This window comes from Amycolatopsis sp. NPDC058986 (assembly GCF_042741125.1).
Lineage (GTDB): Bacteria > Actinomycetota > Actinomycetes > Mycobacteriales > Pseudonocardiaceae > Amycolatopsis.
Genome location: NZ_JBHYJW010000021.1, coordinates 104,010 through 128,353, shown reverse-complemented (window position 1 = coordinate 128,353; position 24,344 = coordinate 104,010). Strand labels below are relative to the sequence as shown.

General features: G+C 68.5%; 19 protein-coding genes. 10 read left to right on the top strand and 9 right to left on the bottom strand.

The features are described from left to right. Positions 1-221 precede the first annotated feature (221 nt). Together ACFW0G_RS20200 and ACFW0G_RS20195 are read right to left on the bottom strand one after the other, a co-directional pair. Positions 222-1,109, bottom strand: coding sequence for a C1 family peptidase (locus ACFW0G_RS20200; protein WP_378326870.1), 888 nt, complete (start codon positions 1,107-1,109; stop codon positions 222-224). 259 nt (positions 1,110-1,368) lie between these two features. Further along, positions 1,369-2,844 (bottom strand): bifunctional phosphatase PAP2/diacylglycerol kinase family protein, encoded by a 1,476-nt coding sequence (locus ACFW0G_RS20195; RefSeq protein ID WP_378326869.1) that lies wholly within the window; start codon positions 2,842-2,844, stop codon positions 1,369-1,371. Positions 2,845-3,023: 179 nt separating this feature from the next. Here ACFW0G_RS20195 and ACFW0G_RS20190 point away from each other — a divergent pair, with 179 nt between their 5' ends. The 4 genes from ACFW0G_RS20190 (at position 3,024) to ACFW0G_RS20175 (ending at position 7,654) form a co-directional block, all read left to right on the top strand. Further along, entirely contained in the window at positions 3,024-4,904 is a 1,881-nt protein-coding gene (locus tag ACFW0G_RS20190) for a gamma-glutamyltransferase family protein (protein ID WP_378326868.1), read from the top strand. 15 nt (positions 4,905-4,919) lie between these two features. Continuing rightward, positions 4,920-5,951, top strand: a complete 1,032-nt coding sequence (locus tag ACFW0G_RS20185; RefSeq protein WP_378326867.1) for a hypothetical protein — start codon at positions 4,920-4,922, stop codon at positions 5,949-5,951. 164 nt (positions 5,952-6,115) lie between these two features. Further along, positions 6,116-7,237 (top strand): epoxide hydrolase family protein, encoded by a 1,122-nt coding sequence (locus ACFW0G_RS20180; RefSeq protein WP_378326866.1) that lies wholly within the window; start codon positions 6,116-6,118, stop codon positions 7,235-7,237. Between the two features lie 6 nt (positions 7,238-7,243). After that, positions 7,244-7,654 (top strand): VOC family protein, encoded by a 411-nt coding sequence (locus tag ACFW0G_RS20175; RefSeq protein WP_378326865.1) that lies wholly within the window; start codon positions 7,244-7,246, stop codon positions 7,652-7,654. A gap of 418 nt (positions 7,655-8,072) precedes the next feature. Here ACFW0G_RS20175 and ACFW0G_RS20170 read toward each other — a convergent pair whose 3' ends face one another. Further along, entirely contained in the window at positions 8,073-9,332 is a 1,260-nt protein-coding gene (locus tag ACFW0G_RS20170) for a DUF222 domain-containing protein (RefSeq protein ID WP_378326864.1), read from the bottom strand. Positions 9,333-9,471: 139 nt separating this feature from the next. Here ACFW0G_RS20170 and tnpC point away from each other — a divergent pair, with 139 nt between their 5' ends. Next, on the top strand, positions 9,472-10,866 hold the full coding sequence (tnpC, locus tag ACFW0G_RS20165) for an IS66 family transposase (RefSeq protein ID WP_378326863.1): 1,395 nt from the start codon (positions 9,472-9,474) through the stop codon (positions 10,864-10,866). Between the two features lie 371 nt (positions 10,867-11,237). Here the strand turns inward: tnpC and ACFW0G_RS20160 are convergent, their stop codons facing one another. Continuing rightward, positions 11,238-12,317: a hypothetical protein gene (locus ACFW0G_RS20160; protein WP_378326862.1), complete on the bottom strand. Its 1,080-nt coding sequence runs from the start codon at positions 12,315-12,317 to the stop codon at positions 11,238-11,240. Between the two features lie 250 nt (positions 12,318-12,567). On the opposite strand from ACFW0G_RS20160, the gene ACFW0G_RS20155 reads away from it, so the two are divergent. Then, the gene (locus tag ACFW0G_RS20155; RefSeq protein WP_378326861.1) at positions 12,568-13,557 is read left to right on the top strand and encodes a hypothetical protein; all 990 of its coding nucleotides are present in this window, start codon (positions 12,568-12,570) and stop codon (positions 13,555-13,557) included. Positions 13,558-13,614: 57 nt separating this feature from the next. On the opposite strand, the gene ACFW0G_RS20150 is transcribed toward ACFW0G_RS20155, so the two are convergent. Continuing rightward, positions 13,615-14,826 carry a cytochrome P450 gene (locus ACFW0G_RS20150; RefSeq protein ID WP_378326860.1) on the bottom strand — a complete coding sequence of 404 codons (1,212 nt, stop codon included), beginning with the start codon at positions 14,824-14,826 and terminating at the stop codon, positions 13,615-13,617. A gap of 133 nt (positions 14,827-14,959) precedes the next feature. Here ACFW0G_RS20150 and ACFW0G_RS20145 point away from each other — a divergent pair, with 133 nt between their 5' ends. The 4 genes from ACFW0G_RS20145 (at position 14,960) to ACFW0G_RS20130 (ending at position 20,899) form a co-directional block, all read left to right on the top strand. Beyond that, positions 14,960-18,070 carry a BTAD domain-containing putative transcriptional regulator gene (locus ACFW0G_RS20145; RefSeq protein WP_378326859.1) on the top strand — a complete coding sequence of 1,037 codons (3,111 nt, stop codon included), beginning with the start codon at positions 14,960-14,962 and terminating at the stop codon, positions 18,068-18,070. Between the two features lie 79 nt (positions 18,071-18,149). After that, a complete protein-coding gene (locus ACFW0G_RS20140; RefSeq protein ID WP_378326858.1) occupies positions 18,150-19,103 on the top strand; it encodes an ATP-binding cassette domain-containing protein in 954 nt (317 codons plus the stop codon). Next, positions 19,100-19,846, top strand: coding sequence for an ABC transporter permease (locus tag ACFW0G_RS20135; RefSeq protein WP_378326857.1), 747 nt, complete (start codon positions 19,100-19,102; stop codon positions 19,844-19,846). Before ACFW0G_RS20140 ends, ACFW0G_RS20135 begins: the two co-directional genes overlap by 4 nt. Positions 19,847-19,951: 105 nt before the next feature. Beyond that, positions 19,952-20,899 carry an alcohol dehydrogenase catalytic domain-containing protein gene (locus ACFW0G_RS20130; protein WP_378326856.1) on the top strand — a complete coding sequence of 316 codons (948 nt, stop codon included), beginning with the start codon at positions 19,952-19,954 and terminating at the stop codon, positions 20,897-20,899. 63 nt (positions 20,900-20,962) lie between these two features. Here the strand turns inward: ACFW0G_RS20130 and ACFW0G_RS20125 are convergent, their stop codons facing one another. The 4 genes from ACFW0G_RS20125 to ACFW0G_RS20110 all read right to left on the bottom strand — a co-directional run bounded on the left by ACFW0G_RS20125 (position 20,963) and on the right by ACFW0G_RS20110 (position 24,190). After that, positions 20,963-21,682: a hypothetical protein gene (locus ACFW0G_RS20125; protein ID WP_378326855.1), complete on the bottom strand. Its 720-nt coding sequence runs from the start codon at positions 21,680-21,682 to the stop codon at positions 20,963-20,965. A 193-nt stretch (positions 21,683-21,875) separates the two neighbouring features. Beyond that, positions 21,876-22,604, bottom strand: a complete 729-nt coding sequence (locus ACFW0G_RS20120) for a TetR/AcrR family transcriptional regulator (protein WP_378326854.1) — start codon at positions 22,602-22,604, stop codon at positions 21,876-21,878. 117 nt (positions 22,605-22,721) lie between these two features. Then, positions 22,722-23,474, bottom strand: a complete 753-nt coding sequence (locus ACFW0G_RS20115; RefSeq protein WP_378326853.1) for a class I SAM-dependent methyltransferase — start codon at positions 23,472-23,474, stop codon at positions 22,722-22,724. A gap of 44 nt (positions 23,475-23,518) precedes the next feature. Further along, positions 23,519-24,190 (bottom strand): DUF4232 domain-containing protein, encoded by a 672-nt coding sequence (locus ACFW0G_RS20110; protein WP_378326852.1) that lies wholly within the window; start codon positions 24,188-24,190, stop codon positions 23,519-23,521. Positions 24,191-24,344 lie beyond the last annotated feature (154 nt).

Here is a 24,344-nt window from a genome sequence, read left to right as displayed (position 1 = left end):
CTTTCGATGGATCATTGAGTTGTCGCGCGTCAGGATCGTAGCCCGCGTGACACCATTTCAACGGCCACTGAACGGAGTAATGCAACTCGGGCATCGGAACGATACCTTATGTCCGAATCCGCTGTGCTCCTCCCATGTTCGGACGACTGTGACGCCGTGAAGGCCTCCTTACCGGCGTTGGGCGTCGGTAAGGAGGCCTTCACGGCATCCGGGTTGGGCGTTCAGTTCTGGACGAGCTTGCCCATGGCGTGGATTTCGTCCACGTCCCCGGTGTTGAAGAATTCCCACGGCACGGTCACGAATCCGTTCGCGCCCCAGCCGCTGCCCCAGCTGTTCTCGATTTTCACGCCCTGCTGGTTGTAGGCGACGATGGTCACTTCGTGGCCGCCGACGACGGGGTCGCTGGACGAGTCGCCGGGCAGGTACGAGTAGTCGCTCGCGGTCGAGCTGTCGAGGTCCATGAAACTCTGGTGGACGCTGAACCCGATCGGGACCGGCTGCCCCTGCGAGATGGCGTTTTCGATGGCCTGTTTCGCCGAGCTGCCGCTGGTGGGAAGTTCGGTGTAGCCCGACAGCTTGTAGTGCGCGGCGTTGGTGCGCTCGGACTGGTCGGGCTGGGTGGTGTAGTCGAAGTCGCCCTGCCAGTAGTGGGATTTGGTGTCGATGCCCTGCTTTTGCTCCATCGGGAGCGCGACCGAGGCCCAGGTGCCCTGGTCGTTGCCCTTGGCGATCTGGGAGTAGATGAACATCGGGGCCATCGGCGAGCCGGCGATTCCCTGTTCCTTCATGAGCACGCCGTATCCGGTGTAGCCGGTAGCCCAGGTCACGCAGGAGCCGACCTGCCCTTGGTCGCCGGGCGACAACGCGTACTGCGTCAGGTCGTAGCTGGCGGGCGGCGCGCCGATGCGCTCTCGGACCGGAAGCGCGGCGGCGTGCGCGGTGAAGGCGTTCGACGCCTTGGCGGCCCTCAGCCCGGCGAGGTCGAGGCCCATGCCGTGCTTGGCATGGTGTTTCGGCGAGTCCACGGCGGCGGAAGCCTGGGTGACGGTCGCCGCCAGTCCGGCCGCGGCGAGCAGGGCGACAATGGCCGATGATTTTCTGATCTGCATTTCGGCTCCTTCTTCGGGCATGCAGAAAAAGAAATAACGGTGGGGGTGTGTGCACCGGGAGAATCGGCGCGAGTTCAATGTAGAACGGGCGACCCTGGTGCTGTACCTACGAAAGGATGGACCCTGCCGTGCCAGGTCAAAGCGCCGTGAATGGCGCATTCGCGGCGTTGAACGTCCTCAATGTGCCATTCACGACTTTAGAATGGTTGCGCGGGAATTGCGTTGGCCATCGATTTCGGATGGTCCGGGGTGTGTCGCCCTAGGGCTTGCGGTAGATGGTCAGCGCGCGGGGGCGGGACCGGAAGCGGAAGTGGTTGCCGAGCGGGCCTACCTCGCCGTCGGTGGCGATCCTGCGGTTTCCGTCGAGCACGCGGACGTCGAGTTCCGACACGTCCGCTTCCCGGTAGACGTGGCTCGCGGTGAGCGAGTCGGTCAGGGTGGCGAGCACGAACCGGGCCCGCGAGTAGGGCAGATCGGCGCGCAGGTACCGGACGTCGAGCAGGCCGGTGTCGAGTGCCGGACGGCGGCTGGGCACGACGCCCTTCGGCGCGTAGGTGCCGTTGCCGACGAAGATCAGCCATACCGCGGTCCGTTTGCCGTCGAGCTCGATCTGGAGTGGCTTCGCGTGCCGGAGCGTGCGGACGAGCGCGATGACGCCCGCGGCCCATTTCGGCAGCCGCTCCTGGAGTTTTTCCCGCACCCGCACCATTTCCGGATAGCCGCCGAGGCTGGCGGTGTTGACGAACCACCGGCGGTCGGGGCCGCTGGGCCCGTCGACCTCGACCTCGCCGAGGTCGATTCCGACCGCGGAGCCGTTTTCGGTGGCTTCGTCGGCGTCGGGCATCGAGCGGACGCCGACGTCGCGCGCGAAGTGGTTCAGCGTGCCCGCCGGGATGAGAGCGAGGGGGAGTCCCTGCTCGGCGGCGACGGAGGCCACCGCGGCGACGGTGCCGTCCCCGCCCGCGACACCGAGCGCGCGGACGGTACCGCCCGCCGCCGCGATCGCGGATTCGAGCTGGGTGCGGATGTCGGTGGCAGGGTCGGGGTAGATCAGGGTCGCCTTGGGCCAGGCGTAGCGGACGTCCTCGGTGGGGTCCTGCCCGTCGACCCCGGAGCTCGGGTTGACCAGCGCGAGCATGTCCTCGCCGTCGACCATGAGCGGCGCTTCGGCGTCGTGCGCGGTGCGAGCGGGAACGTCGGGGTGCAGCGGCCACCAGTGCCGGGTGGCGAGCCCGGCGGCGACGCCGATCAGTGCCCCGGCACCCACGTCGCTCGGCCAGTGCACGCCGGTGTGCACCCGGGAGTAGGCGACGGCGGCGGCCAGCGGGGCGATCGCGAGCCCGGCCTTCGGCGATTCCATGGCGACGGCCGTGGTGAACGCGGCGGCGGAGGCCGCGTGCCCGGACGGGAACGACGAAGAGGTCGGTCGCTTCGTGAGCCTCCGGTGCACCGGAACCTCTTCGGCGGCGGGTCGCCGGCGGGGAAACAGCAGCTTGCAGACGAGGTTCGCCGACGCGCTGGCACCCGCGATGGCGGCGACCCCGCGCAACGCGCCTCGGCGGGTCGCGCCCTTGCGCGCGGTGAGGACGGCGCCGACCGCCCACCACAGCCTGCCCTTGTTCGCGGCGACGCTGACCGCCGTGAGCACGTCGTCAGCCCGGGTGCGGGGGAGCGCGGCACTGAGCCGGACGAGTTCTCGATCGGTTTCGCCGACTTGCCGGAGCTGCCTTTTCACGTGGCCGAACACCTCTCGCAATCTAGCCGAAAGCGTGCCGCCGATGCCGGAAGGCCCGGAGCCGACCGCGTGATTTGTCTGGACAACTCCCCGGCCACGGTGCCTATGATCCCGGCAGGTTACCGATCTCGGCTCGACGAGGCGGCTTTCCGACGCGCCCGGCGGGAAAGGAAGGGCTCGTGGACACTCCGGTCAGGCCTTCGCGCCGGGATCTGTTCAAGGCCGGTGGCGCGGCCCTCGCGGCGGCCGCGCTCGGCGAGGGGAGTCCCGCCGTCGCGGCGGCGGCCGGACCGGGGACTGCCACCGGGCCGACGCTCAGCGCGACGCCCTTCGGCATGCCGACCGCGGCGGTCCCCGAACCCGGGATCACCGTCGCCGCCGTGCGCGGAGACCGTCCGGCGGGCTGGGGCGGGCAGACCCGGGCCGAGGTCGTCGCGCGCAACGGCGTCGTCGCCACCAGCCAGCCGGTCGCGGCCCAGGCCGGGCTGAAGATCCTCGCCGAGGGCGGCACCTCCGCCGACGCCGCGGTGGCCACCGCGGCCGTGCTCGGACTGGTCGAGGAGGGCAGCGCGAGCATCGGCGGGGACAGTTTCGCGCTGCACTATTCCGCCGCCGACCGCAGGGTGTACGGGCTCAACTCCAGCGGCTGGGCGCCCGCCGCGTGGACGCCGGAGTACTTCCGCGCGCGAGGCCGCACCGCCGCCAACGGCATGCCCTACACGGGGATCGACTCGGCGACCGTGCCAGGAGCGGTCGAGGGCTGGGACCAGCTGCTGAAACGCTTCGGCCGCAAGCGTTTCGACGTCGTGCTGCAGCCTGCGGTCGAACTGGCCACGCAGGGCTTCGGGCTCACCGAGCGCATCCACCACGACTGGGGTGGCGCGGTCGAACTGCTGCGTAAGGATCCCGATTCGGCGCGGACGTTCCTGGTCGACGGGAACGTGCCTCCGCTGTACGGGATCTTCCGCAACCCGGACCTCGCTCGCGCGTACCGCGCCTTGCAACGGCAGGGCCGGGACGCCTTCTATCGCGGCGAAATCGCCCGAGCCGTCGTCGCGAAGAGCCGACGCCTCGGCGGCGCGATGACCACGGACGATCTCGCCGCGTTCCACGCCGAATGGGTCGAACCCATCTCGGTGGATTACCACGGCTATCGGATGCATCAGCTGCCACCGGCCAACCAGGGCTTCGCCGCGCTGATCATGCTGAACGTCATCAAGCAGTTCGTCCCGGTGCTGGGCCACGACCTGGCCACGCTGGGGCCGCGGTCGCCGTTGTTCTGGCATCTGCTGATCGAGGCCAAGAAACTCGCCTACGACGATCTGAACCGCTACAACGGCGACCCGCGATTCGTCCCCGTACCACTGGACATGCTGCTCTCCGACGCGCACGCCGCCGACCTGTGCCGCCGGATCGACCCGGCCCGCGCCCACCCGCCCCAGGTCCCCGGCGCGGTCAACTCCGGCACGGTCTACGTGACCACCGCCGACCACTGGGGCAACATGACATCGTTCATCTACAGCAACTTCGACACGTTCGGCTCGGGAGTCACGGTTCCCGGCTACGGCTTCCCGCTGCAGAACCGCGGCGCGTTGTTCAACCTCGACCCCGCCTCGCCGAACATCGTCGCGCCCCGCAAACGGCCCTTCCACACCCTCATGCCCGCCTTCGTCACGCGTGACGGCAGGCCCGTGCTCTCCTTCGGCAACATGGGCGGCAGCGAACAGGCCCAGGCCCAGGCGCTCGAGATGGTCAACATGGTCAACCTCGGCATGAACCCGCAGGCCGCCACCGACGCCGCTCGTTTCCACCACGACCACTTCCACGATCGCCTTGTCCTCGAACGGGAACTGCACGAACTGGTCGGCGCCTCGCTCGCCGCGATGGGCCATCACCTCCTCCCGCCGTCGAGCAGCAGCATGGGCGGCTACCAGGCGATCGCGTTCACCCCGGAGCGCCCGGGCGACTGGCCGGCGTCGACCGGGGCGAACGGACCGGTCAACGGGATCTACCGGGCCGCGTCCGATCACCGCAAGGACGGCGCCGCCGTCGGCTGGTAGGTCCCGTGATCGAATGTGTCAGTGATCAGTGGCTGGGCTCAGCGGCGGCAGAAGAAGGCACGGCAGGGGACTCTCCGAGCCCGTCACCACTCGCGGCTCGTGGCGCCGCAAGCGGGCGATGAACTGGTGTCCGCGTCGGCCGGCCCGTCGGGCGAGGTCGTGGCGCTGTGGGCGGCACCGGAGGACCTGTCGGAACTCACGGTGCGGACGACGACGCCGGGAGGCGCCACCTTCCCCGAGCCCCGGACGTCCAGGCCCGTGACGGCACGCGTGACCGTGCACACGCCGGACATGGCCATCGCCGCGCGGATCAGGTCTCTTTCGGTGGCGTACCCCACCGTTCAGCCGCTGCCCGACGGCCAGGTGCTCGTGGTCGGCTCCCGGTGCAGGTGGCGGCCGGAAGGGCCGGACCGCAACGCGATCGTGTACGACTCCGACGGAGCGGTGGTGTTCGGGGAGACCGTCGGTGACGGCATCCAGCACGTGCAGACCACCCGCCGGGGCGAGACGTGGGTGGGATACTTCGACGAAGGGATCTACGGCAACTTCGGCTGGGGCGATTCGGAAGGCCGGCCTCCGCTGGGGGCGAGTGGGCTGACGCGCTTCTCCACCGCCCTGACCCAGGATTGGCGGTTTTCTCTGCCGGACGACAGCGCGTGGGGGTCGATCGAGGACTGCTACGCACTCAACGTCGACGGCGACACGGCGTGGGCCTGCTATTACGACGACTTTCCGATCGTCCGGGTCCACGACGGCGCCGTGACGGGATGGCACAACGACGTTCGCGGCGCCAAGGCCCTCGCGGTCGGTGGGTCCCGCGTCGCGTTGTACGGCGGTTACCGGCCCGACCACGATCGTCTGGTGGTCGGCGTCCTGGACGGCGACCGGTTCCAGGTGACCGGCAAGTACCGGCTGGCCGGGCCGGACGGGCGGCCCTTGCCCAGAACGGCACAGGTGGTCGGCCGGGGCCCCGACCTGAACGTTTTCGTGGACGACGTCTGGTTGCGGCTGAACATCGACGACATCCCCGTCGGCTCGGCGCGGTGACGGAACTGCGGCGCGGCTGTCTCAGCTTGACGAGCTTTCGGGGTGCCGGCGCTCAACGCGGGCTGCGCCGAAGGTCACCTCGGTCCACCAACGGGGTGTGATACGCATCCAGCATTGACGTGTCTCCTGATCCGACAACGCCTTGACCAGTAAGGAACCTTGCCATGTCCGCCGAGCCGTTCGAGGTCAGCATCACCGAAGCCGAGATCGCGGATCTGCGTGAACGATTGCGACGGACACGGTGGCCCGAGCGCGAGCCGGTGGACGACTGGTCACAGGGTTTGCCGCTGGCGTATGCGCAGGAGCTGTGCCGTAGCTGGGCCGAGGACTACGACTTCGGGTTCGCAGAGCGGCTGAACGTGTTCCCGCAGTACCGAGACACGATCGATGGGCTGGGCATCCACTTCCTGCACGTCCGCTCGCCGGAGCCGGACGCCTTCCCGCTCGTGCTCACGCACGGGTGGCCGGGTTCGGTGCTGGAGTTCCTGGAGATCCTCGGCCCGCTGACCGACCCGCGCGCACACGGCGGCGACCCGGCGGACGCCTTCCACGTGGTCGCGCCGTCGCTGCCCGGGTACGGCTGGAGCGACAAGCCGTCGACGACCGGATGGGGCATCACGCGCATCGCGCGCGCCTGGGACACGTTGATGGTCTCGCTGGGTTACGAACGGTACGGCGCGCAGGGTGGTGACTGGGGTTCGGCGGTGTCCGGCGCGCTGGGCGAGGTGGCGCCCGAGCGGGTCGCCGGCGTGCACCTGAACCTGGGATCGGTGGCGGCGGGCACGTTCGACGACCCGACGCCCGCGGAGCTGGCGAATCTTCAGGCCGAGAAGGAGATGCAGCGCACGGGCCGGGGTTACTCGGCGATCCAGGCGACCCGGCCGCAGACCCTCGGCTACGGTCTCACCGACTCCCCGGCGGGGCAGGCCGCCTGGATCGCCGAGAAGTTCTGGGCGTGGACGGACAACGACGGCCATCCCGAGGACGCGTTGTCGCGGCAGACGATCCTCGACGAGATCTCGGTCTATTGGTTCACCGCGTCGGCCACGTCGTCGGCGCGCCTGTACTGGGAGAGCTTCGCCCACTTCCGGGACAAGGTGACCGCGCCATCCGGACTGTCGGTCTACCCGCGCGACATAACCCGCCCGTCGAGACGGGAGGCCGAGCTGCGGTTCACCGACCTGCGCTGGTTCGAGGAGTTGCCGCATGGTGGCCACTTCGCCGCGCTGGAGCAGCCGGAGTCGCTGATCGAGCAGGTGCGCGGGTTCTTCCGCCTGATCCGCTGACTGTCCGTGCCACTCCTGGGAAACCCGCGCCCGGGGGATGGTCCTGCCCGTTCCCCGGGATACCGGCAAATCACGTTGTGGGCCGGTGCCACGGCGAACAAGTTCACGACAGGTGGGGAGGTGGACGAAGACGGCGACTGGCACATGGTGATGGTGGACGGCGCACAGCGGATCGGTGTGCAGCTGGCTCCTGACCACGTTCCACCGGAATGGCCGGACGGCCCGGCCCAGCAGCAGATGCACCTCGACCTCTGGGTCGAGGACTTCGCCGAAGCGCACGAGCAGGTCATGGCTCTCGGTGCCTCGGTGCTGAAAGCGGCTGCCGGCACCACGTCCGGGGACGACTTCCAGGTATACGCCGACCCAGCCGGTCATCCTTTCTGCCTGTGCTGGTTGGTCGCCGAGCAGCGTAAGTAGAAGGCATCCGCACCGTGTGGCGGAGAGCCGGTCACTGTCTCGCGACTCGGTAGTGCTCTCCTTGCTGAGGTAAGGCTAGACAGAACGGCGCACCCTAATTGATCATAAAAGCAGCCCTTGGTCGATGATTTCTCTTGCTGTGGAAGGAAGATTGATCCCAGGGTTGCGTGATCAGTGTGCATGACGCCGGTCGAGGTCTGGCGCTCGGAGACCTGAATCGGTTCCGGTAGGAGTTCCACGACCGCTTGGCGCGCGTGCGGCCTGACGGGCGACCTGTCCCTGGAGACGGGTCCAACCTCGTGGACAGCAGTGCTCGACGCGATCCGGTTGCTGCCCGGCGCCGCCGCAGTAACCACTAACAGATACCCGACCAGCCACCACAAAAAGGCGCCAGCAATGGCCCACGCCCACCATGGGTTCAACGGGCGATGGGTATGTGGAGGTTGTTTCTTCGGGGTGTGCGTAGCGGATCCACGTAGTCGGGCGGGGTGAATTCCGGCAATCCGTCTTCGGCGATGCGGACTGTCCAGTTGGCTTTGTGGAGGAGTCGGTGGTGGGCGCCGCAGAGTAGGACGAGATTCCGGAGGATGGTGTGTCCGCCGTGGGTCCACAGGGTTATGTGGTGGGCGTCGCAGTGTCGGGGCTTGCGGTGACAGCCGGGGAAGGCGCAGCCGCCGTCCCGGATTACCAGCGCTTTCCGTAGTGCTGGAGTGACTAGTCTCTTGGCTCTGCCGAGGTCGAGGGGTTCGCCTTTGGTTCCCAGGACGGCGGGGATGACCTGGCAGTCGCAGGCCAGCATGCGGGCTTCGGTCGCGGAGATCTGCGAGACCATGTCCAGGCACGCGGTGCCCAGCTTGGACTTCAGGTCGTCCAGCGTGACCGTGACCAGGAGTTGGGCGCGGTCGCCACCCGGCACGTCGGGCACGTTGGCGAGCATGGCGATGGCTTCGCCGAAGGCTTCTCCGTACCGCTGGGACGGCGACCGCAGATCCGGCCACCTGTCTTCCCCGGCGGGGCGTGGTGTGGCGAGAGGATCGAGAATCGTGCTCAGCCGGGTGCCGGTGATGGGGTCGAGTTGGCCGTCGATGTCGTACCAGCCGTCTTTCCGTTGCCGCAACCGTAACTCGGGCTTGCGCTCTGGTGGGTCTGGGTCTTTTGGTTCTTTTCCGTCCTGGTCCATGCGGGCCAGGATTTCGTCGGCGGCCTTGACCACTTCCTGTGGTGTGGCGTGGCGGGCGAGTTCGACGAGGATTTTCTCGGCGCTGCTTCTGTCCTCATTGGACACAAATCTGGGAACCTTCTTCAGGAACTGGAGGATCCGATCGCTGTGGTGCGGGCCGATCTCACCGTCGAGTGCGGCGGCACGCGTTGCTGGCGCGGTGGCGGGGAGTTCGGTACCGTCGATGTTGCGGCCGGGGTTCAGTCCGTGGGCTCGGTCGAGGTATTTTTTGGCTTCACCCCGCGACATTCGTGCCATGTGCGCGAACCATGCCGCTGTCGACCCATACCCGTACAGCTCGGACACATCACGCGACTCGATCTCCATGAGGAACTGGCCAAGCTCGGCGTCCAGACGCCACAGGGACTCCAGTCGGGTACGCACCTCGTCGGCGAGCGCACGACCGGATCGCCGCCACAGGTCCTGCGGCGGTTCCGGAGTGGACAGGTTCTCGGACACGACACCATCATACCGCAGCTGATAGAACATGTGTTCGACACGATCGGGTGAGTAACTATTCAGGCCCCTTTGCTTGCTGTGGAGGGGTTTGTGGGATGATCTTGTTGTGGGAGAGGGTGTCCAGCCGTCGTATGACGAGTTGGCCGCGCTGGTGGCGGCGCAGGCGGTGGAGCTTGCGCGTGCGCGTGGGGAGATCGCCGCTCTTCGTGATGAAGTTGCGGTGCTGAAGCGTCGTCTCGGGTCGAACTCGGGTAACTCGTCGATGCCTCCGTCGGCTGACCGCTTCAGCAAACCGGCACCGAAATCGTTGCGTGGCAAGACTGGACGCAGGCAGGGTAAGCAACCCGGTGCCCCTGGAGCGAACCTGTCGGTGGTCGAGAATCCCGACACGATCGTCAATCACGTGCCCTCGTCGTGCGCGGGGTGCGGTTGCCGGTTGCGGCAGGCCGGTGACGCTGGGATCGTCCGTCGTCAGGTGGTGGATCTGCCACCGGTGCGGCCGTCGGTGACCGAGCACCGGCTGCGCCGGTTGCGCTGCCGTGGGTGCGGTCATGTCACCACCGCGGCCGGACCGGCGGAGGCGACCGCAGCGGTGTGCTACGGGCCGAACGTGACGGCGTTGGCGGTCTATCTGCTGACGTATCAGCACATCCCGGTCGTACGGACCGCTCAGCTGCTGGCGGACGTGCTGGGACTGCCGGTCTCGACCGGCTGGGTCGGCGGCGTCCTCGCCCCGGTCGCGAGCAGACTGGACGAGTTCGCCGGATGCGTCGTCCGCCAGCTGCGGGCCGCGCCGGTGGCGCATTTCGACGAAACCGGTATCCGTGTCGAAGGCAAACGCTGGTGGCTGCACACCGCCTGCACCTCCACGTTGACCGCCTACCTGCCCCACCGGCTGCGCGGCGGCGAGGCGATGGACGAATTCGGAATCCTGCGCGGTTTCCGTGGCGTCATCGTGCACGACGGCTGGCTGTCCTATCAGGACTACGGACGCATCCACGCCCGCTGCAACGCCCACCACCTGCGCGAACTGGTCGCCGCCAGCGAAACCCATCCAGAACACACCTGGCCACTCATCGCGATCAAAACCCTGGAGGAACTCAACACCGCCGCGCACGCCGCACGCGACGCCGGACAGGCCGAGATCCCCGCCCGCATCCGTGACCCGCTGATCTCCAGGTTCCTCCGCACCATCAACCTCGGACTGCTCCTGCACCCACCGGAACGAGGTCGCAAACAGAGCAAGACCCGTAACCTCCTGGTACGCCTGCGCGACTACCAGGACCAAGTGCTGCGCTTCGCCCGCGACCTGCGAGTCCCCTTCACCAACAACCAGGCCGAACGCGATCTCCGCATGATCAAAGCCCAACTCAAAATCTCCGGCGGCTGGCGCACCCAACATGGCGCCCACACCTGGCTCCGCGTCCGCAGCTACATCTCCACCGTCCGCAAGAACCGCGTCCACGTCATCACCGCCATCCGCGACGCCATCACCGGAAACCCTTGGCTACCAACAAACACCACAATGACCTGAACAGTTACTCGGGTGAACTGATGGCCTCGACTTTCGCAGTTATGCGGCGGTGTTTTCCCAGGCTAGGTGTATGGTGTGGATTTGTTCGGGGGTTGGTGGTTGGGCTGGGTCGGCACGATATTGGGCTGCAATGAGGACGCGGCGGAGCTTGGTGACCATGTCGTGGTGGCTGGGGTGTTTTTCGTTGTGTACCAGGGTGCGCGGGCTCGGTGTGCTGCTGTGGCGCGGGGTGAGTGGCCTGCGAGGTGGTACCAGATGATCACGAGGCTTTGGGTGATCATGGCGAGTGGGACGGTGCGCTGGACGGCTTTTTCGGTGTGGTTGCGGGCTTCTCCGGCGTCGGTGGTGTGCTTGACGCCCGAAGAACACGGTCACGCGGCCGGGGTGAGCAGGACGCCGAAGGTGCGCCCGCCGAATCCTTTCCTTGCCACGCCGACGATCGCGCCCTTGTCGTTGATCCCGGTCGCGTTGACGATGCGGAATCCCGAGTTGGCCGGGATCAGCGTGTTCAGGTCGGTGGTGACCCCGTTCCGGTAGACGTACGCGCCGCCGTTGGGCAGCGCGCCGACGATCACGCCGCTGTCGTTGATCCCGGTGGCGGTGGCGTTGGCCAGCGTGCTCGTACCCGGGATGTTCAGGTCGGTCACCGTTTCGCCGGAGAACTTGACCGCGTGCAGGTCGACGCCGTCCCCACTCGGTGTCGTGTTGGAGACGCCGACGGCGACGCCTGCCGAGTTGACGGCGTCGGCCTCGGCGAAATCGCCGCCCGGCAACGCGCCCAGGCTCCTGACCTGACCGTTCTGCCACGCGGACGCGGACACCGCGGACGCCGAGCTGGCCGACGAGCCCACCACCAGACCGGTGTTGTTCACCGCGAGAGCCCTCGCCTGCCGTCCGCCGGGAAGGCTGGGCAGCCTGGTGATCGTGGACCCGCTCACCGTCCATGCGGTGACCTTGCTGGCCGGATCCACGGTCCTGCCCGCGATCAGGCCGGTGTCGTTGATTCCGGTGGCCTCGACGTCGAAGAAGGGCTGGTTCGGGTCCACTCCCAGGTCGACGCCGCCGGCGCCCGGCGTCGGCCACCTGGTGGCCCGGCGGATGTTCGCGCTGCCGGACGGAAAGACGTCCCCGGCCACCGCCCCGTGGGTGTTGATCGCGTGCGGGGTGGTGAACTGCCGCGTGTTGCCCGGGTCGGCCGCCGTCGACAGGAACGTCGGCGTGTTCGTGCCCGCCTTGAGGACGAAGCCTTCCCCGTTCTGCGCCCCGGCTTGCTGGCCGACGCCGATGATGTCGCCGTTGTCGTTGATCCCCGTGTACCGCTGGACCGCGTCCGGGCCGACGGTCAGCGTGTAACGCGGTGTGGCCGCCATCGCGCGTGGTGCGACGGCCAGGCTTCCGGTCACGGACAACGCCACCACGCTTGCCACGACGAAGCCGATTCTCCCTGACATGCGGCTGCTCCTTCTCGCTCGGCTGATACCTCCGCCGAGAAGGAGATACGGGAGGGGTTACACAGCCAGCGGCAACCGGCGCGTCACTCCACAGTGGACCGCTCGTCCGATCGGCCGAACGGCTGAGCTTTCCGGGCAAGAACGGCCGTAAGGTCGGGCAAAGTCGCTGGCAGAGGCTGGTCTTCCCGGTGGCGGCGCTGGACCCTCGGTGTGCTCGTGTGACGCAGGACACTACGTGAAGCGAGGTGTCATGAAGGCGAGTCAGCGGAGCTTTACCAAGAGAGGACACGGACGACGCCGGGCGGTCCTCACGACAGTGTGCGCGGTCCTCGGGGCCGGATTCTTCGGTGTTTCCCCGGCCACGGCAGCCGGACAGCGGCCGGTGTATGCGATCGCGCACCGCGTCGACACCCTGGACGGGGTGCGTGCCGCGCTCAAGCACGGTGCCAACGCCGTCGAGATCGACATGTGCTCCTGGTACAACCCGAACGAATGGCGTGCCTATCACGATTGTTCCTCGGCGGGCGAAACTCGCCACGGGCCCAGTGCCGACAGCGTCTTCGACCTGATCGTGTCCGAGGCACGCGCGGGACGGCGGCTGTCACTGGTGTGGCTGGACATCAAGGATCCCAACTACTGCGGGGAACAACCCAACCGCGCGTGCAGTGTCGCCGGTTTGCGGGACAAGGCACAGAAACTGACGGCGGCGGGAATCCAGGTGCTGTACGGATTCTACGAGTACCACGGCGGCGCCACGCCGGATGTGGGTGGGCGTGGCTGGCAGAGCCTGCAGGGCAGGCTCGGCAAGCTCGAGGGCATCACCACCACCGGGTCGCTCGCCACGGCGCAGGGCGTCTACGCCAAGCACGGCGCGGGACTGCCGAACGGCCGCCGGGCGATGGACTACGGCGATTCCGACATCAGGAAGGGATTCGGCAACTGCACGGAGCCCGGCTACTACACCTGCTCGGAGTTGAAGAAGGCCGCCAAGTACCGCGACGCCGGTTCCCTCGCGGCGACGTTCTCGTGGACGACTGACTACAACGATCCTTGGTACGTCGACAAACTGCTGGGCGAAGCGGGCGTCAACGGCATCATCGCCGGCTGGGCCAAGGATCAGGTGACCGAGTACAACGACGGCTGGCAGTGCTCCCAGTCCATCGCCGCCATCCGTACCTGGGTGAGCAGGCACGGCGCCACCCATCGGATGGCCACGCCTGGCGATCGGTTGTTCCGATAGGAGTGTCGGTCCGCCCCCGCCACGGCGTGAAAGTCGTGGCGGGGGCGGCCGAGGATGTCACCAGGTGACCGGGAGCGCGTGGACGCCGTAGATGTTCATGTCGGTCTTGAGTTTCACCTCGTCGGCGGGGATCGCGAGCTTCAGGCTCGGGAAACGCCGCAGCAGTCCGGCGAAACCCGCGCGCATTTCGATGCGGGCCAGTTGCTGGCCGAGGCACTGGTGGACGCCGTGGCCGAAGGACAGGTGACCGCGGGCCTTGCGATGGAGGTCGAGAGTGTCGGGGTTTTCAAAGCGCCGGGGATCGCGGTTGGCGGCCAGCAACGAGACGACGACGGTCGATCCCTCGGGGATGGTTTCCCCGCCGAGTTCGAGGTCTTCGGTGGCGTAGCGGTAGAAGATGTCCGCAATGGACAGATAGCGCAGGAGTTCCTCGACGGCGTCGGGCATCAGTTCCGGGTCGGCGCGCAGTTCTGCTTGCTGCTCGGGGTGTTCCAGCAGCGCGAAGGTGCCCAGCGCCAGCATGTTGGCGGTGGTTTCGTGGCCGGCGAGCAGCAGCAGGAAGGCCATGCCGGTCAGTTCCTCGACGCTGAGGTCCTCGTCGCGGGCCAGATCGGAGAGGATGTCGTCGACCGGGTCGGCACGCTTGCTCGTGACCAGCTCGGCGAGGTAGGTGTTCAGCGCGACGAGCGCGGTCATCTTCTCTTCGAGGGTCTGGTCCTTGACCAGGAACTGGGCGGAGTTGGCCTGGAAGGTCTCCCGGTCGGCGTAGGGGACACCGAGCAGCTCGCAGATCACCAGCGACGGCACCGGCAGCGCGAACTCCTTGACCAGGTCGATCGGCGGAGTGAGATTCGCGACGTGGTCCAGCTGCCGTTCGGCGATCTCGACGATCTGTGCTTCGAGCTGCTTCATGCGCCGGACGGTGAAGGCGCCGGTGAGCTTGCGCCGCAGCCGCGTGTGGTCCGGCGGGTCCATGGCGACGAACACGCCCGGCATCGTCGGCGACGGTTCGGTCGGAGCGGGCATACCGGGCGTCTCGAACGGCACGCGGACGACGCCGATGTCCTGACGGGAGCTGAACCGCGTGTCGGCCATCAGCCGGCGGACCTCGTCGTAGCCGGTGACGAGCCAGCCCTCGTGGCCGTCCGGGAAGATCAGCGGGCTGACCGGGCGGGCCTCGCGTAGCCGGGTGATCTCGCGGGGCGGGTCGAACGGGCCCGCGTCGCGCTCCATCGGGAGACCGTGCGGGATGTCGACTGTCTGGCTCATCGGATTTCCTTTCGTGGCGGTGTTGTGACCACAGTCGCCGAGCGGACTGACACCTGCCTGACACGCCCCTGACACCGGCCGAGCCGGGCCAGCGGCCGGAGACCCGGACGTCGCCCATGGCAAAATCGGCCGGGTGCAGATCGGGATACTGGGGCCATTCGAAGTACGCGCGGACGACGGCGGTGCGGCCGACGTGCCGGGCGCCCGGCTGCGCGGGCTGCTGGCCGCCCTCGCGCTCGACCCGGGCAGGGTGGTCCCGAAGGCGACGCTCGTCGACTGGATCTGGGGCGAACAGCCGCCCGCCGACGCGGCGAATGCCTTGCAGCGCTTGGTTTCCCGGCTAAGGAAAGCGCTACCGGACGGGGTCGTCGACGGGCAGCCGGACGGCTACCGGCTGCGGGTGGAGCCCGACGCCGTCGATGCCGTGCGGTTCGAACGGCTCATCGGCAGGGCCCGCAAGGACGAGGACCCCCGGCTGCTGCGCGAGGCCCTCGCCCTGTGGCGTGGTGCGGCCATGCAGGACGTCGGCCTGCAGGAGAGCGCGGCGTTCGACGCCGCGGTCACCCGGCTCGAAGGGCTGCGCCTGGCGGCCATGGAGGACCGGTTCGACGCGGAGATCGAGCTCGGCCGTGGTGCCGATCTGGTCACGGAACTGACCGATCTGGTGGCCGCGCATCCGGTGCGGGAACGGCTGGTCGCCGCGCTGATGCGGGCTCTCGTCGCGACGGGTCGCGACACCGATGCGCTGCGTGTTTACGAGCGACTGAGGGAAACCCTGGCCGACGAGCTGGGTGTCGACCCCGCACCGGAACTGTCCGCACTGCACGTCGCGCTGCTGCGGGGCGAGCTGGGGCGGCGGGAGGAGACTCCGAAGACCAACCTGCGTGCCGAGCTGACCAGCTTCGTCGGCAAGGACACCGACGTCGCCGCGGTCCGCGAACTCCTCGCCGGGCATCGGCTCGTCACCCTGATCGGGCCGGGCGGCTCGGGGAAGACCCGGCTGGCCACCGAAACCGCGCGCACGCTGCTCAGGGACCTGCCGGACGGCGCCTGGCTGGTCGAGCTCGCGCCCATCAGCGCCGAGGGAGACGTCGCATCGGCGGTACTGGCCGCGCTCAGGCTGCGGGACGCACTGCTCGGCGAGGCGCCGGACACGGAGCCGGTGGAGCGGGTCGCCGCCGCGGTGCGCGACCGGGACATGGTGCTGATCCTGGACAACTGCGAGCACGTGATCGAGTCCGCCGCGACGTTCGCCCATCGGGTGCTCGGGGAATGCCGCCGGCTGCGGATCCTCGCGACGAGCCGGGAGCCCCTCGGCATCACCGGTGAGGCATTGTGGCAGGTCGCGCCTCTGGCCCTGCCGGCGGAAGACGCCGATCCCGCCGAGATCGAGTCCGCTCCGGCCGTCCGGTTGCTGCGAGACCGGGCCGGTGCGGTACGCAAGGACGTCGCCACCGACGTCCGCATGCTGGCGCGTGTCTGCCGGGCACTGGACGGGATGCCGCTGGCGATCGAACTCGCCGCGGCCCGGCTGCGCACCATGTCCCTCGATCAGCTCGCCCACCGGCTCGACGACCGGTTCCGGCTGCTGACCGGGGGCAGCCGGACCGCGCTGCCGCGGCACCGGACGTTGCGCGCGGTGATCGACTGGAGCTGGGAGCTGCTCACCGACGCCGAACGCGTGATCCTGCGCAGGCTGTCGGTGTTCTCCGGCGGGGCGAGCCTGGAGGCGGCCGAGCGGGTCTGCGGGAAGAATGCCGACGTGCTCGAACTGCTGACCACGCTGACCGAGAAATCGCTGGTGGTCACCGAAGGCGAGGAAGCGCCGCGCTACCGGATGCTCGGCACGATCAAGGAGTACGCCGAGCAGCGGCTGGCGGAGGCGGGGGAAGCGGACGCGACGCGCCATGCGCATCTCGCGTACTTCACCGAACTCGCCGAAACCGCGGAGCCGCGGCTTCGCCGTGCCGATCAGCTGGAATGGCTCGCCGTGCTCGAGGCCGAGCACGACAACATCGCCGCCGCGATGCGGGGTGCGCTCGCCGCCGGGGAGGCGGACGGGGCGATGCGGCTCGCCGCCGCCGCGGGTTGGTACTGGTGGCTCGGCGGGCACAAGGCCGAGGGCAACGAGCTGATCATGGCGGCCGTCGCGTTGCCCGGCGAGGTGGCCGACGAGATCCGGGCCGTGGTGTACGCCTTCGTCTCCATGTTCGTGGTTTCCGGGCGGAGCGACCAGAACGAGGCGGCGGAGTGGATCCACAAGGTCTACGAAATCAGCAGGCGGATTCCGGGCGGGTATCACCCGGCGCTGGGAGTTGTGCCCGCGCTGGAACGCATGGTGCGGGCGCCGGAGGACTTCCTGTCCGCGTGGGAACCCGTGCTGGACGACGAGGACCCGTGGGTGCGTGCCCTCGCCCGGCTGCACCTCGGCAAGACGCGGATCACGCTCGGCCACGAGGGACCTGAGGCGGAGGCGTACCTCGAAACGGCGTTGGCCGAGTTCCGCGCGCTCGGTGATCGGTGGGGGATTTCGTTCGCACTGAGCGAACTGGCGCCCCGGGTCGCGATGCGGGGCGATTTCGCCGGTGCGTGCGAGTACTACGAACACGCGATCACGGTCGTCACCGAGGTCGGCGCCATCGAGGACGTCGTGCCGCTGCGCTCGCGGCAGGCGCAGTTGTCCTGGTTGCTGGGGGATCTGGAAGCGAGCGCGGCCGCCATGGCGGAGGCGCAGCGGTACGCGGAACGGGTCGCCTGGCCGGAGGCACTGGTCGAGCTGGCACTGGCGAAGGCCGAGCTCGCGCGGTGCGGCGGCGACGCCGAGCAGGCGAGGCGGCAACTCGACGTCGCGACGGCTTTACTGGGCGACAACGCCGAGCGGGCGCAGGTCCGCGCTGTGACCCAGGACCTGCTCGGCTACCTCGCCGAGGATCTCGGCAAGGCCAGGGAGCATCGGGTCGCGGCCTTCCAGGCAGCCTCGGAAGGCGGGCACGCACCGCTGATCGCCGGTGTCCTCGTCGGGATCGCGGACCTCGCACTGCGTCGCGAAGAGTACGAACAGGCGGCGCGGCTGCTCGCGGCGAGCACCGCGGTGCGGGGGCTGCCGGATCGTTCCCAGCCGGACGCGGCCCGGATCGAGCGGGCCGCGCGGGAACGCCTCGGGGACACGCGGTTCGCCGAGGTGACGCAGGAGGGTGCGAAAGCGGACTGGCACAAGCTGGCCGAGGCCGTGCTCGCTCGCTGAACCAGGGAGAACGCCGTGTCAGAGCCCGTGTCAGGGCAGGGACAGGGCGGTGTCAGGGCGGCTGGGCAAAGTCGCTGCCATGACAAGTTCAGCGATTACGACCTCGGGGCTCAAGAAGGCCTACAAGGACAAAGTCGTACTCGACGGCATCGATCTGGATGTGCGTGCGGGGACGATCTTCTCGTTGCTCGGCCCGAACGGAGCGGGCAAGACCACGACCGTGAACGTGCTGACCACGTTGCTCAAAATGGACAGTGGGACGGCGCGCGTCGCCGGCTACGACGTCGCGACCGAGACCAGGAAGGTCCGTTCGGCCATCGGCGTCACCGGTCAGTTCGCCTCGGTGGACGAGCTGCTGACCGGCCGCGAAAACCTGCGGTTGATGACGGATCTGCACCGCCTCAAGGGAAGTGAGGGCCAGAACGTCGTCGAGCACCTGCTGCGGCGGTTCGATCTGGAGGAGTCGGCCGACAAGCGCGCGTCGACGTATTCCGGTGGGATGCGCCGCAAGCTCGACCTGGCGATGACACTGGTCGGCAGGCCGCGGATCATCTTCCTCGACGAGCCGACCACCGGTCTGGACCCGCGCAGCCGCCGTACGATGTGGACGATCGTCCGTGAGCTGGCGGCCGACGGCATCACCATCTTCCTCACCACCCAGTACCTCGAAGAAGCCGACCAGCTCGCCGATCAGATCGCCGTGCTGGACCAGGGCAAGCTGGTCGCCGCGGGCACCCCGGGGCAGCTGAAGCGCCAGATCCCCGGCGGCCACGTGCAGCTGCGGTTCGCGAGCACCACGCACCTGGACGCCGCGGCCCGGGTGCTGACCGGCTCCACGCCCGACGCGGAGAGCCTCGTCCTGCGGGTGCCCAGCGACGGCGGCAACAAGTCGCTGCGCTCCCTGCTGGACCGGCTCGACGAGTACGCCATCGAGGTCGAGGAGTTCACCGTGCGGATGCCGGACCTCGACGACGTTTTCCTTTCCCTCACCGGTCATTCGAGCACCGAGACCCAGACGGAGGCCCTCCGATGAGCAGCGCTTCGGCGATCATGCTTCGCCGCAACTTCAAGCACACCCTGCGCAACCCGGTCGCGGTGTTCAACGCGATCCTGATGCCGATCATCATGATGCTGATGTTCGTGTACGTCTTCGGCGACGCGTTCAACGTCGGTGGCGGCGACTACATCGACTACGCCACGCCTGGCATGCTCATGATGGCCATCGCCTACGGCCTGTCCGCCACCGCGGTCGCGGTCAACTCCGACATGACCACCGGCATCATCAACCGCTTCAAGGTGATGGACGTCTCCCGCGGCGCCGTCCTGACCGGGCACGTGGTCGCCACCATGGTGCGCACCACGTTCGCGCTGGCCGCCATCCTCGGGGTGGCCTTCCTGTTCGGTTTCAGCCCGTCCGCGTCCTTCGCGCAGTGGCTCGCCGCCGTCGGCGTGCTCCTGCTGGTGGTCCTCGCGGTCAGCTGGCTCACCGTCGCCTCCGGCCTGGCAGCGAAGACGCAGGAGTCCGCGGGTTTCGCCACCGTGCCGCTGATCATGCTGCCGTTCTTCAGCAGCGCGATCGTCCCCGCCGACAAGATGGGCCCCGGCATCCGGGAATTCGCGAAGTACCAGCCCTTCACTTCGATCATCGAATCCCTGCGCGGGTTCTTCACCGGCGTCCCGAACATCGGCCAGACCCTGGCCGCGATCGCCTGGTCGCTCGGCATCGCCGTCGCCGGCTACCTCTGGGCCCGCTCGAAGTTCGGCAAGCGCGCCTGACCCGTACTGTGGGCGGTGGGAAAACGCTTGCCCGCCAACCGGTTCCCGGCACCCGGGGCGAGCACGGAGACACCGCCCGAGGCGGTCGAAAAGGAGTGAAGGCGCATGCGTGCGGTAAGGATCACGGACGGCCGGTTCGCCCTCGACGAGGTGGCCGAGCCGGTCGCCGCGGGGGACCGGGTGGTCGTCCGGATCCACGCGGCCGGGCTGAACGCGGCGGATCTGCAGCAGGCGCGGGGTACCTACCCGGCCCCGGCGGGCTGGCCCGCGGACATTCCCGGGCTGGAGATCGCCGGGGTGATCGAGGAGACCGGCCCGGAGGTCTCCGGCTGGGGCCAGGGGGACCGGGTGATGGCGGTGGTGGGCGGTGGCGGGCACGCCGAGCGGCTCGCGGTTCCCGCGGGTCTGCTGCTGCCCGTCCCGGACACCGTCGACGATGTCCACGCGGCCGGGTTCCCCGAGGCGTTCAGCACCGCATGGGACGGGCTGGTCGACCAGGCCGGGGTGCGGCTCGGCGAGCGGGTGCTGGTCACCGGTGCCGCGGGCGGGGTCGGCACCGCGATGGTGCAAGTCGCCGCGCTTGCCGGGGCCGAGGTCGTCGCGAGCGTGCGTCGCGCGGAGCTGCACGACGGGGTTCGCGAGCTGGCGCCGGGGGTGACGGCCGTGACTCCGGACCAGGAAGAGGAGAACGGCCCGTACGACATCGTCGCCGAACTGGTCGGCGGCCCGGACTGTCTGCGGCGCGTGGAGTGGCTCAAGCCGTACGGCCGGATCCTCGTCATCGGTGTCGGCGCGGGGGAGGAGGCGTCGTTGCGGTTGTTCGACCTGATGCGGCGTCGCGGCCGGGTGCTCGGCTCGACCATCCGTGCCAGGAGCACGAACGAGAAGACCACGCTCGCGAACCGGGTGCGCGAAGGGCTTTTCGGTGCCCTCACGGCGAAACGGCTCACGATCCCGATCGACGGCGTCTACCCGTTGGAGCGGTCGCTCGACGCCTACGACCGGCTGGGTTCGCCGGGCAAGCTCGGCAAGGTCGTCCTGCGGATGGTGTGACGCGTTCACGGTTGCTTCGGCGTGTTCGGCGGTGTCGCGCGAAAGTCCACAGTGGACGTTTCGCTAGGCGATGATGCCCTGCACCGCGTCCGGGCAGAAGGTCATCCCGACCTCGAGTGCGGTCGTCACCAGGAAGTTCGCCTTGCTGTTGCGGATCTTCGCGGCGATCTTGGCGCTCAGCCCGGTGTGGAGTGCGTCGCAGAGCTTGCCCGAGATGGCGCTCAGGACGGCGGATCGCTGGGGGTTCGGCGGGAGACGTGGTACGGACATCGCGTTGATGGCCCGCTGGTTGGTCGTCGTGTAGTGCACGAAGACCTGGTTCGTCCAGTCCAGCGCTTGCGGTATGGCGCCGGGGCAGGTCTGTGCCAGCACCCCGAGCAGCTGGTTCAGCGCGGGCAGGGTGGCCAGGCCGGCGCCGGGTATCCGGGCGAGCAGGAAGTCGGTGGAGCCCGCGACGTCCACCCGGCACCAGGCGGTGGTGAACGTCTGCAGATCGCTCGCGGTGACGGGCCAGCGCGGGTTCACCGCACGGAGCTGGGCGACCAGGGCGGCCGGTGAAGGGGCCCATTGCCGCAGTTGTGTGAGCATCATGTCGTACTGCGGGCGCGGGATGACCGTGATGTCGGCGTCCCTGCCCTGCTGGGCATCGGCGATCAGGGCGGACACCCAGGCGTCCTGTGCGGTGGGCACCGGTGGCCGTGGTGGTACGGGATCGGGCGAGGGGATGCAACCGGCGGCGAGCAGCACGGTCAGCACCGCGCTCACGATGACGTTCCTGCGCATCGATCACCAGCTCCTCGGGAGACGGGCCGCATGCCGCGCGGTCCGCCCCTAGGTCGAAGGTTCGCGATGGCTCGTTACCTCCCGCTATCGAATCGTGATTCCGTTAATCCGTTTCGACTGCGAGATTCGTTGTGTAGCAACGGCAAATGACGTCGTGTGGATTCCACTTCGGACAGTCGCGAACGAGGACGAGCTATGCGCCGGTGAGGTTGCCGATGATCAGGGCGAGCGTGAAGTCGAACCGGTCGTGTCCGGTACCGGAGGTCAGTTCGGCCGCGTGCCGTCGCGTGTGCGGGAAGTGGTCGGCGGGCAGCGCGGTGAACCGGTCGATCAGCTCGTCGCGGCTGAGGACCCAGCTGTCGTCGTGGTGTTGTCGCCGTTGCTGGAGGAGTGAGCGCTCCAAGGCGTAGGCACTGACGTAGAGGGTGAGCGCGTCGAGCGCCCATGCCGCCGTCTGCGGTTCGACACCTCCGGCGAGGAGGATCGCCAGGATTCCTTCGCCGACCCGCAGTGTTTCGAGATGGGTGGGGACCATCGCCAGCGCGGCGCGGGGGATGCCCGGGTATTTCAGGTACAGGTCGCGCAGCTGGGCGTAGACGTCGAGGAGCTGCTGCCGCCACGAATCGGGATCGGGTTCGGGTAGTTCGATCTCGGCGCAGAGCCGGGCGACGAGCAGTTCGTCGAGATCCTCCTTGTTGACGATGTGCGCGTACAACGAGGACGGCCCGGTGCCGAGCACGGCGGCGACCCGGCGGATCGTCAGCGCGTCGTAACCCTCGGTGGCGATGACCCGCAGCGCGGCGTCGGTGATCCGGTCGGCCGTGATGGGCGCCTTCCGCGGGGCTTGCGGTGTGGAACCCGCGGCGGGCTGGGCGTGGCGGGCCGCGCGCCGGGCGCGGCGCTGTCCGGGGTCGGCGGGCATGACGGTCACTCTAGCTCGACACGAACTTAGTTCGCCAGCTCATCTCGCCGAACCGATCACACCCTCGGTGTGCCGGGGGCGTGATCGGCTCGGCGGTCGCGTGTGTTCGAGACGGGATCAGTCCTTGCTCAGCAACAGGAACACGCTGGGGCCGAAGAAGGTCCTGGCGAGCATCTGCTGGCTGGCGACCTCGGCCGCCACGTGAACCCGGTGCGACAGCACCTTTTTCAGGGCAGTACTGCGCAGGTTGGACACCGAGAGCACGCGTTCGGTCCGCAGGCCCGCCCTGGTCAGCTGCTCGATGACCGTGTGTGGATTGTGGTTGACGAAGGCGATCTCGTCGGCGTGCCGGTTCTCCGGTGACCGGATGTCCACGGGCAGATGCGGGATCCGTCGCCCCTTCAGCAGATAACGCACCCGGTTGCGGGCGTGCGCCAGGTTGGCCACTTCGATCACGGCGGTGCCGCCGGGCCGCAGCACCCTGGCGATTTCGGCGAACTCGGTGCTGGGCTCGGGAAGGTGGTGCATCACCCGGATCATCGTGAGCAGGTCGAGTGAATCGTCGTCGAACGCCAGCGCGTCGGCCTGCGTCTGACGGTGCTCGATGCGGGGATGGTCTGCCAGGAAGCTCGCGGCGATGTCGAGTTGCCTGCTGCTGGGCTCGGCCAGGGTCACGCGGTCGGCGAACTCCTGCAACAGCACGCACAACCTGCCGTAGCCACCGCCGACGTCGGCGGCGTGCGCGAAACGCCTGCCGTGCAACAGCCGGCGGATCGCGGCCTGTTCGGCCGCGTTCTCGTAGTCACGGCCATCCCAGTAACGCAGATAGTCGTGCGCCGGAGCGTCGTAGAAATCGGCTCGCTTGCTCACGTTTTTCCCCCTTTTTCTTGATTTCTCTTCTCGTGGTGAGACCGTTATTTGGCGGAATGGACCGGGCCGACATAGGTCCCGGGGTGGGTCGCGCCGTCCTGCTTGGCGAGGCCCACGCTGTCGACCCAGGCCAGGGTCTGGGTGTTGGTGCTGTTGGGCGGGGTCACGGTCATGGTGGTGGCGTGCCAGCCGGAATCGGTGCTCCCTGAACCGCCGCCGGTGATGGGGGCCGCGGTGGAGTAGGTGAGGTCGGCGGTGGCGTGCTCGCCGTGGCCGAGCAGCACCGGGGTGACAGGCGCGTTGGTGCGGGCCAGGTCCCAGGTGGTGCCGTCCGCGCCGTCGAGCCGGACGCCGGGGAAGCCCCGCACGACGCAGGGTGCGCTGCCCTGGTTGGTCAGCAGGAGCTGGAACCGCATCTGCGTGGTGGTGCCGGGGACCAGGTCCGGCGTCTTGTCCGTCACCTTCAGGTTCGCGCAGTTGGGGTGACTCCCGCCGCTGCCGTCGGCGGCCGGGGTGCTCTTCGCGGCCGAGCCCTGGCCGGTCCCGGCGTTCGGCGCCGCGCCGACGCCACCGCCGTTGCCGCTCTGTGGAGCCGGAGCCGGAGCCGGAGCGGAGTTGCCCGGCTGTCCGGTCGAGCACGCCCCCAGCGCACCCACCGCCGCCACCGTGGCGACAGTCATCGTGCCGCGCCGGAGCGCCTTCGTGGTGATCCCCATTTCAGTCCCCTTGATGAGTGCTCGGGTATTCGCGGTGTCGTTGGCGAACTCGCCAGCAAAGATGTCCGAGGAGGCCATGAGGTGCTGTCGCTGTGATCTGGATCACCTCAGGGCAACGTCGTATTGTTGTTCGTCGGTCGTGGTTGATTTTTCG

What these genes read in the sequence shown, in the direction of transcription:
- ACFW0G_RS20120 (WP_378326854.1), bottom strand. Translation starts at nt 22,604, where the DNA reads ATGCCCGCCGACCCCGGACAGCGCCGCGCCCGGCGCGCGGCCCGCCAC.
- ACFW0G_RS20160 (WP_378326862.1), bottom strand. Translation starts at nt 12,317, where the DNA reads ATGTCAGGGAGAATCGGCTTCGTCGTGGCAAGCGTGGTGGCGTTGTCC.
- ACFW0G_RS20155 (WP_378326861.1), top strand. Translation starts at nt 12,568, where the DNA reads ATGAAGGCGAGTCAGCGGAGCTTTACCAAGAGAGGACACGGACGACGC.
- ACFW0G_RS20130 (WP_378326856.1), top strand. Translation starts at nt 19,952, where the DNA reads ATGCGTGCGGTAAGGATCACGGACGGCCGGTTCGCCCTCGACGAGGTG.
- ACFW0G_RS20110 (WP_378326852.1), bottom strand. Translation starts at nt 24,190, where the DNA reads ATGGGGATCACCACGAAGGCGCTCCGGCGCGGCACGATGACTGTCGCC.
- ACFW0G_RS20140 (WP_378326858.1), top strand. Translation starts at nt 18,150, where the DNA reads ATGACAAGTTCAGCGATTACGACCTCGGGGCTCAAGAAGGCCTACAAG.
- ACFW0G_RS20150 (WP_378326860.1), bottom strand. Translation starts at nt 14,826, where the DNA reads ATGAGCCAGACAGTCGACATCCCGCACGGTCTCCCGATGGAGCGCGAC.
- ACFW0G_RS20125 (WP_378326855.1), bottom strand. Translation starts at nt 21,682, where the DNA reads ATGCGCAGGAACGTCATCGTGAGCGCGGTGCTGACCGTGCTGCTCGCC.
- ACFW0G_RS20200 (WP_378326870.1), bottom strand. Translation starts at nt 1,109, where the DNA reads ATGCAGATCAGAAAATCATCGGCCATTGTCGCCCTGCTCGCCGCGGCC.
- ACFW0G_RS20135 (WP_378326857.1), top strand. Translation starts at nt 19,100, where the DNA reads ATGAGCAGCGCTTCGGCGATCATGCTTCGCCGCAACTTCAAGCACACC.
- ACFW0G_RS20180 (WP_378326866.1), top strand. Translation starts at nt 6,116, where the DNA reads ATGTCCGCCGAGCCGTTCGAGGTCAGCATCACCGAAGCCGAGATCGCG.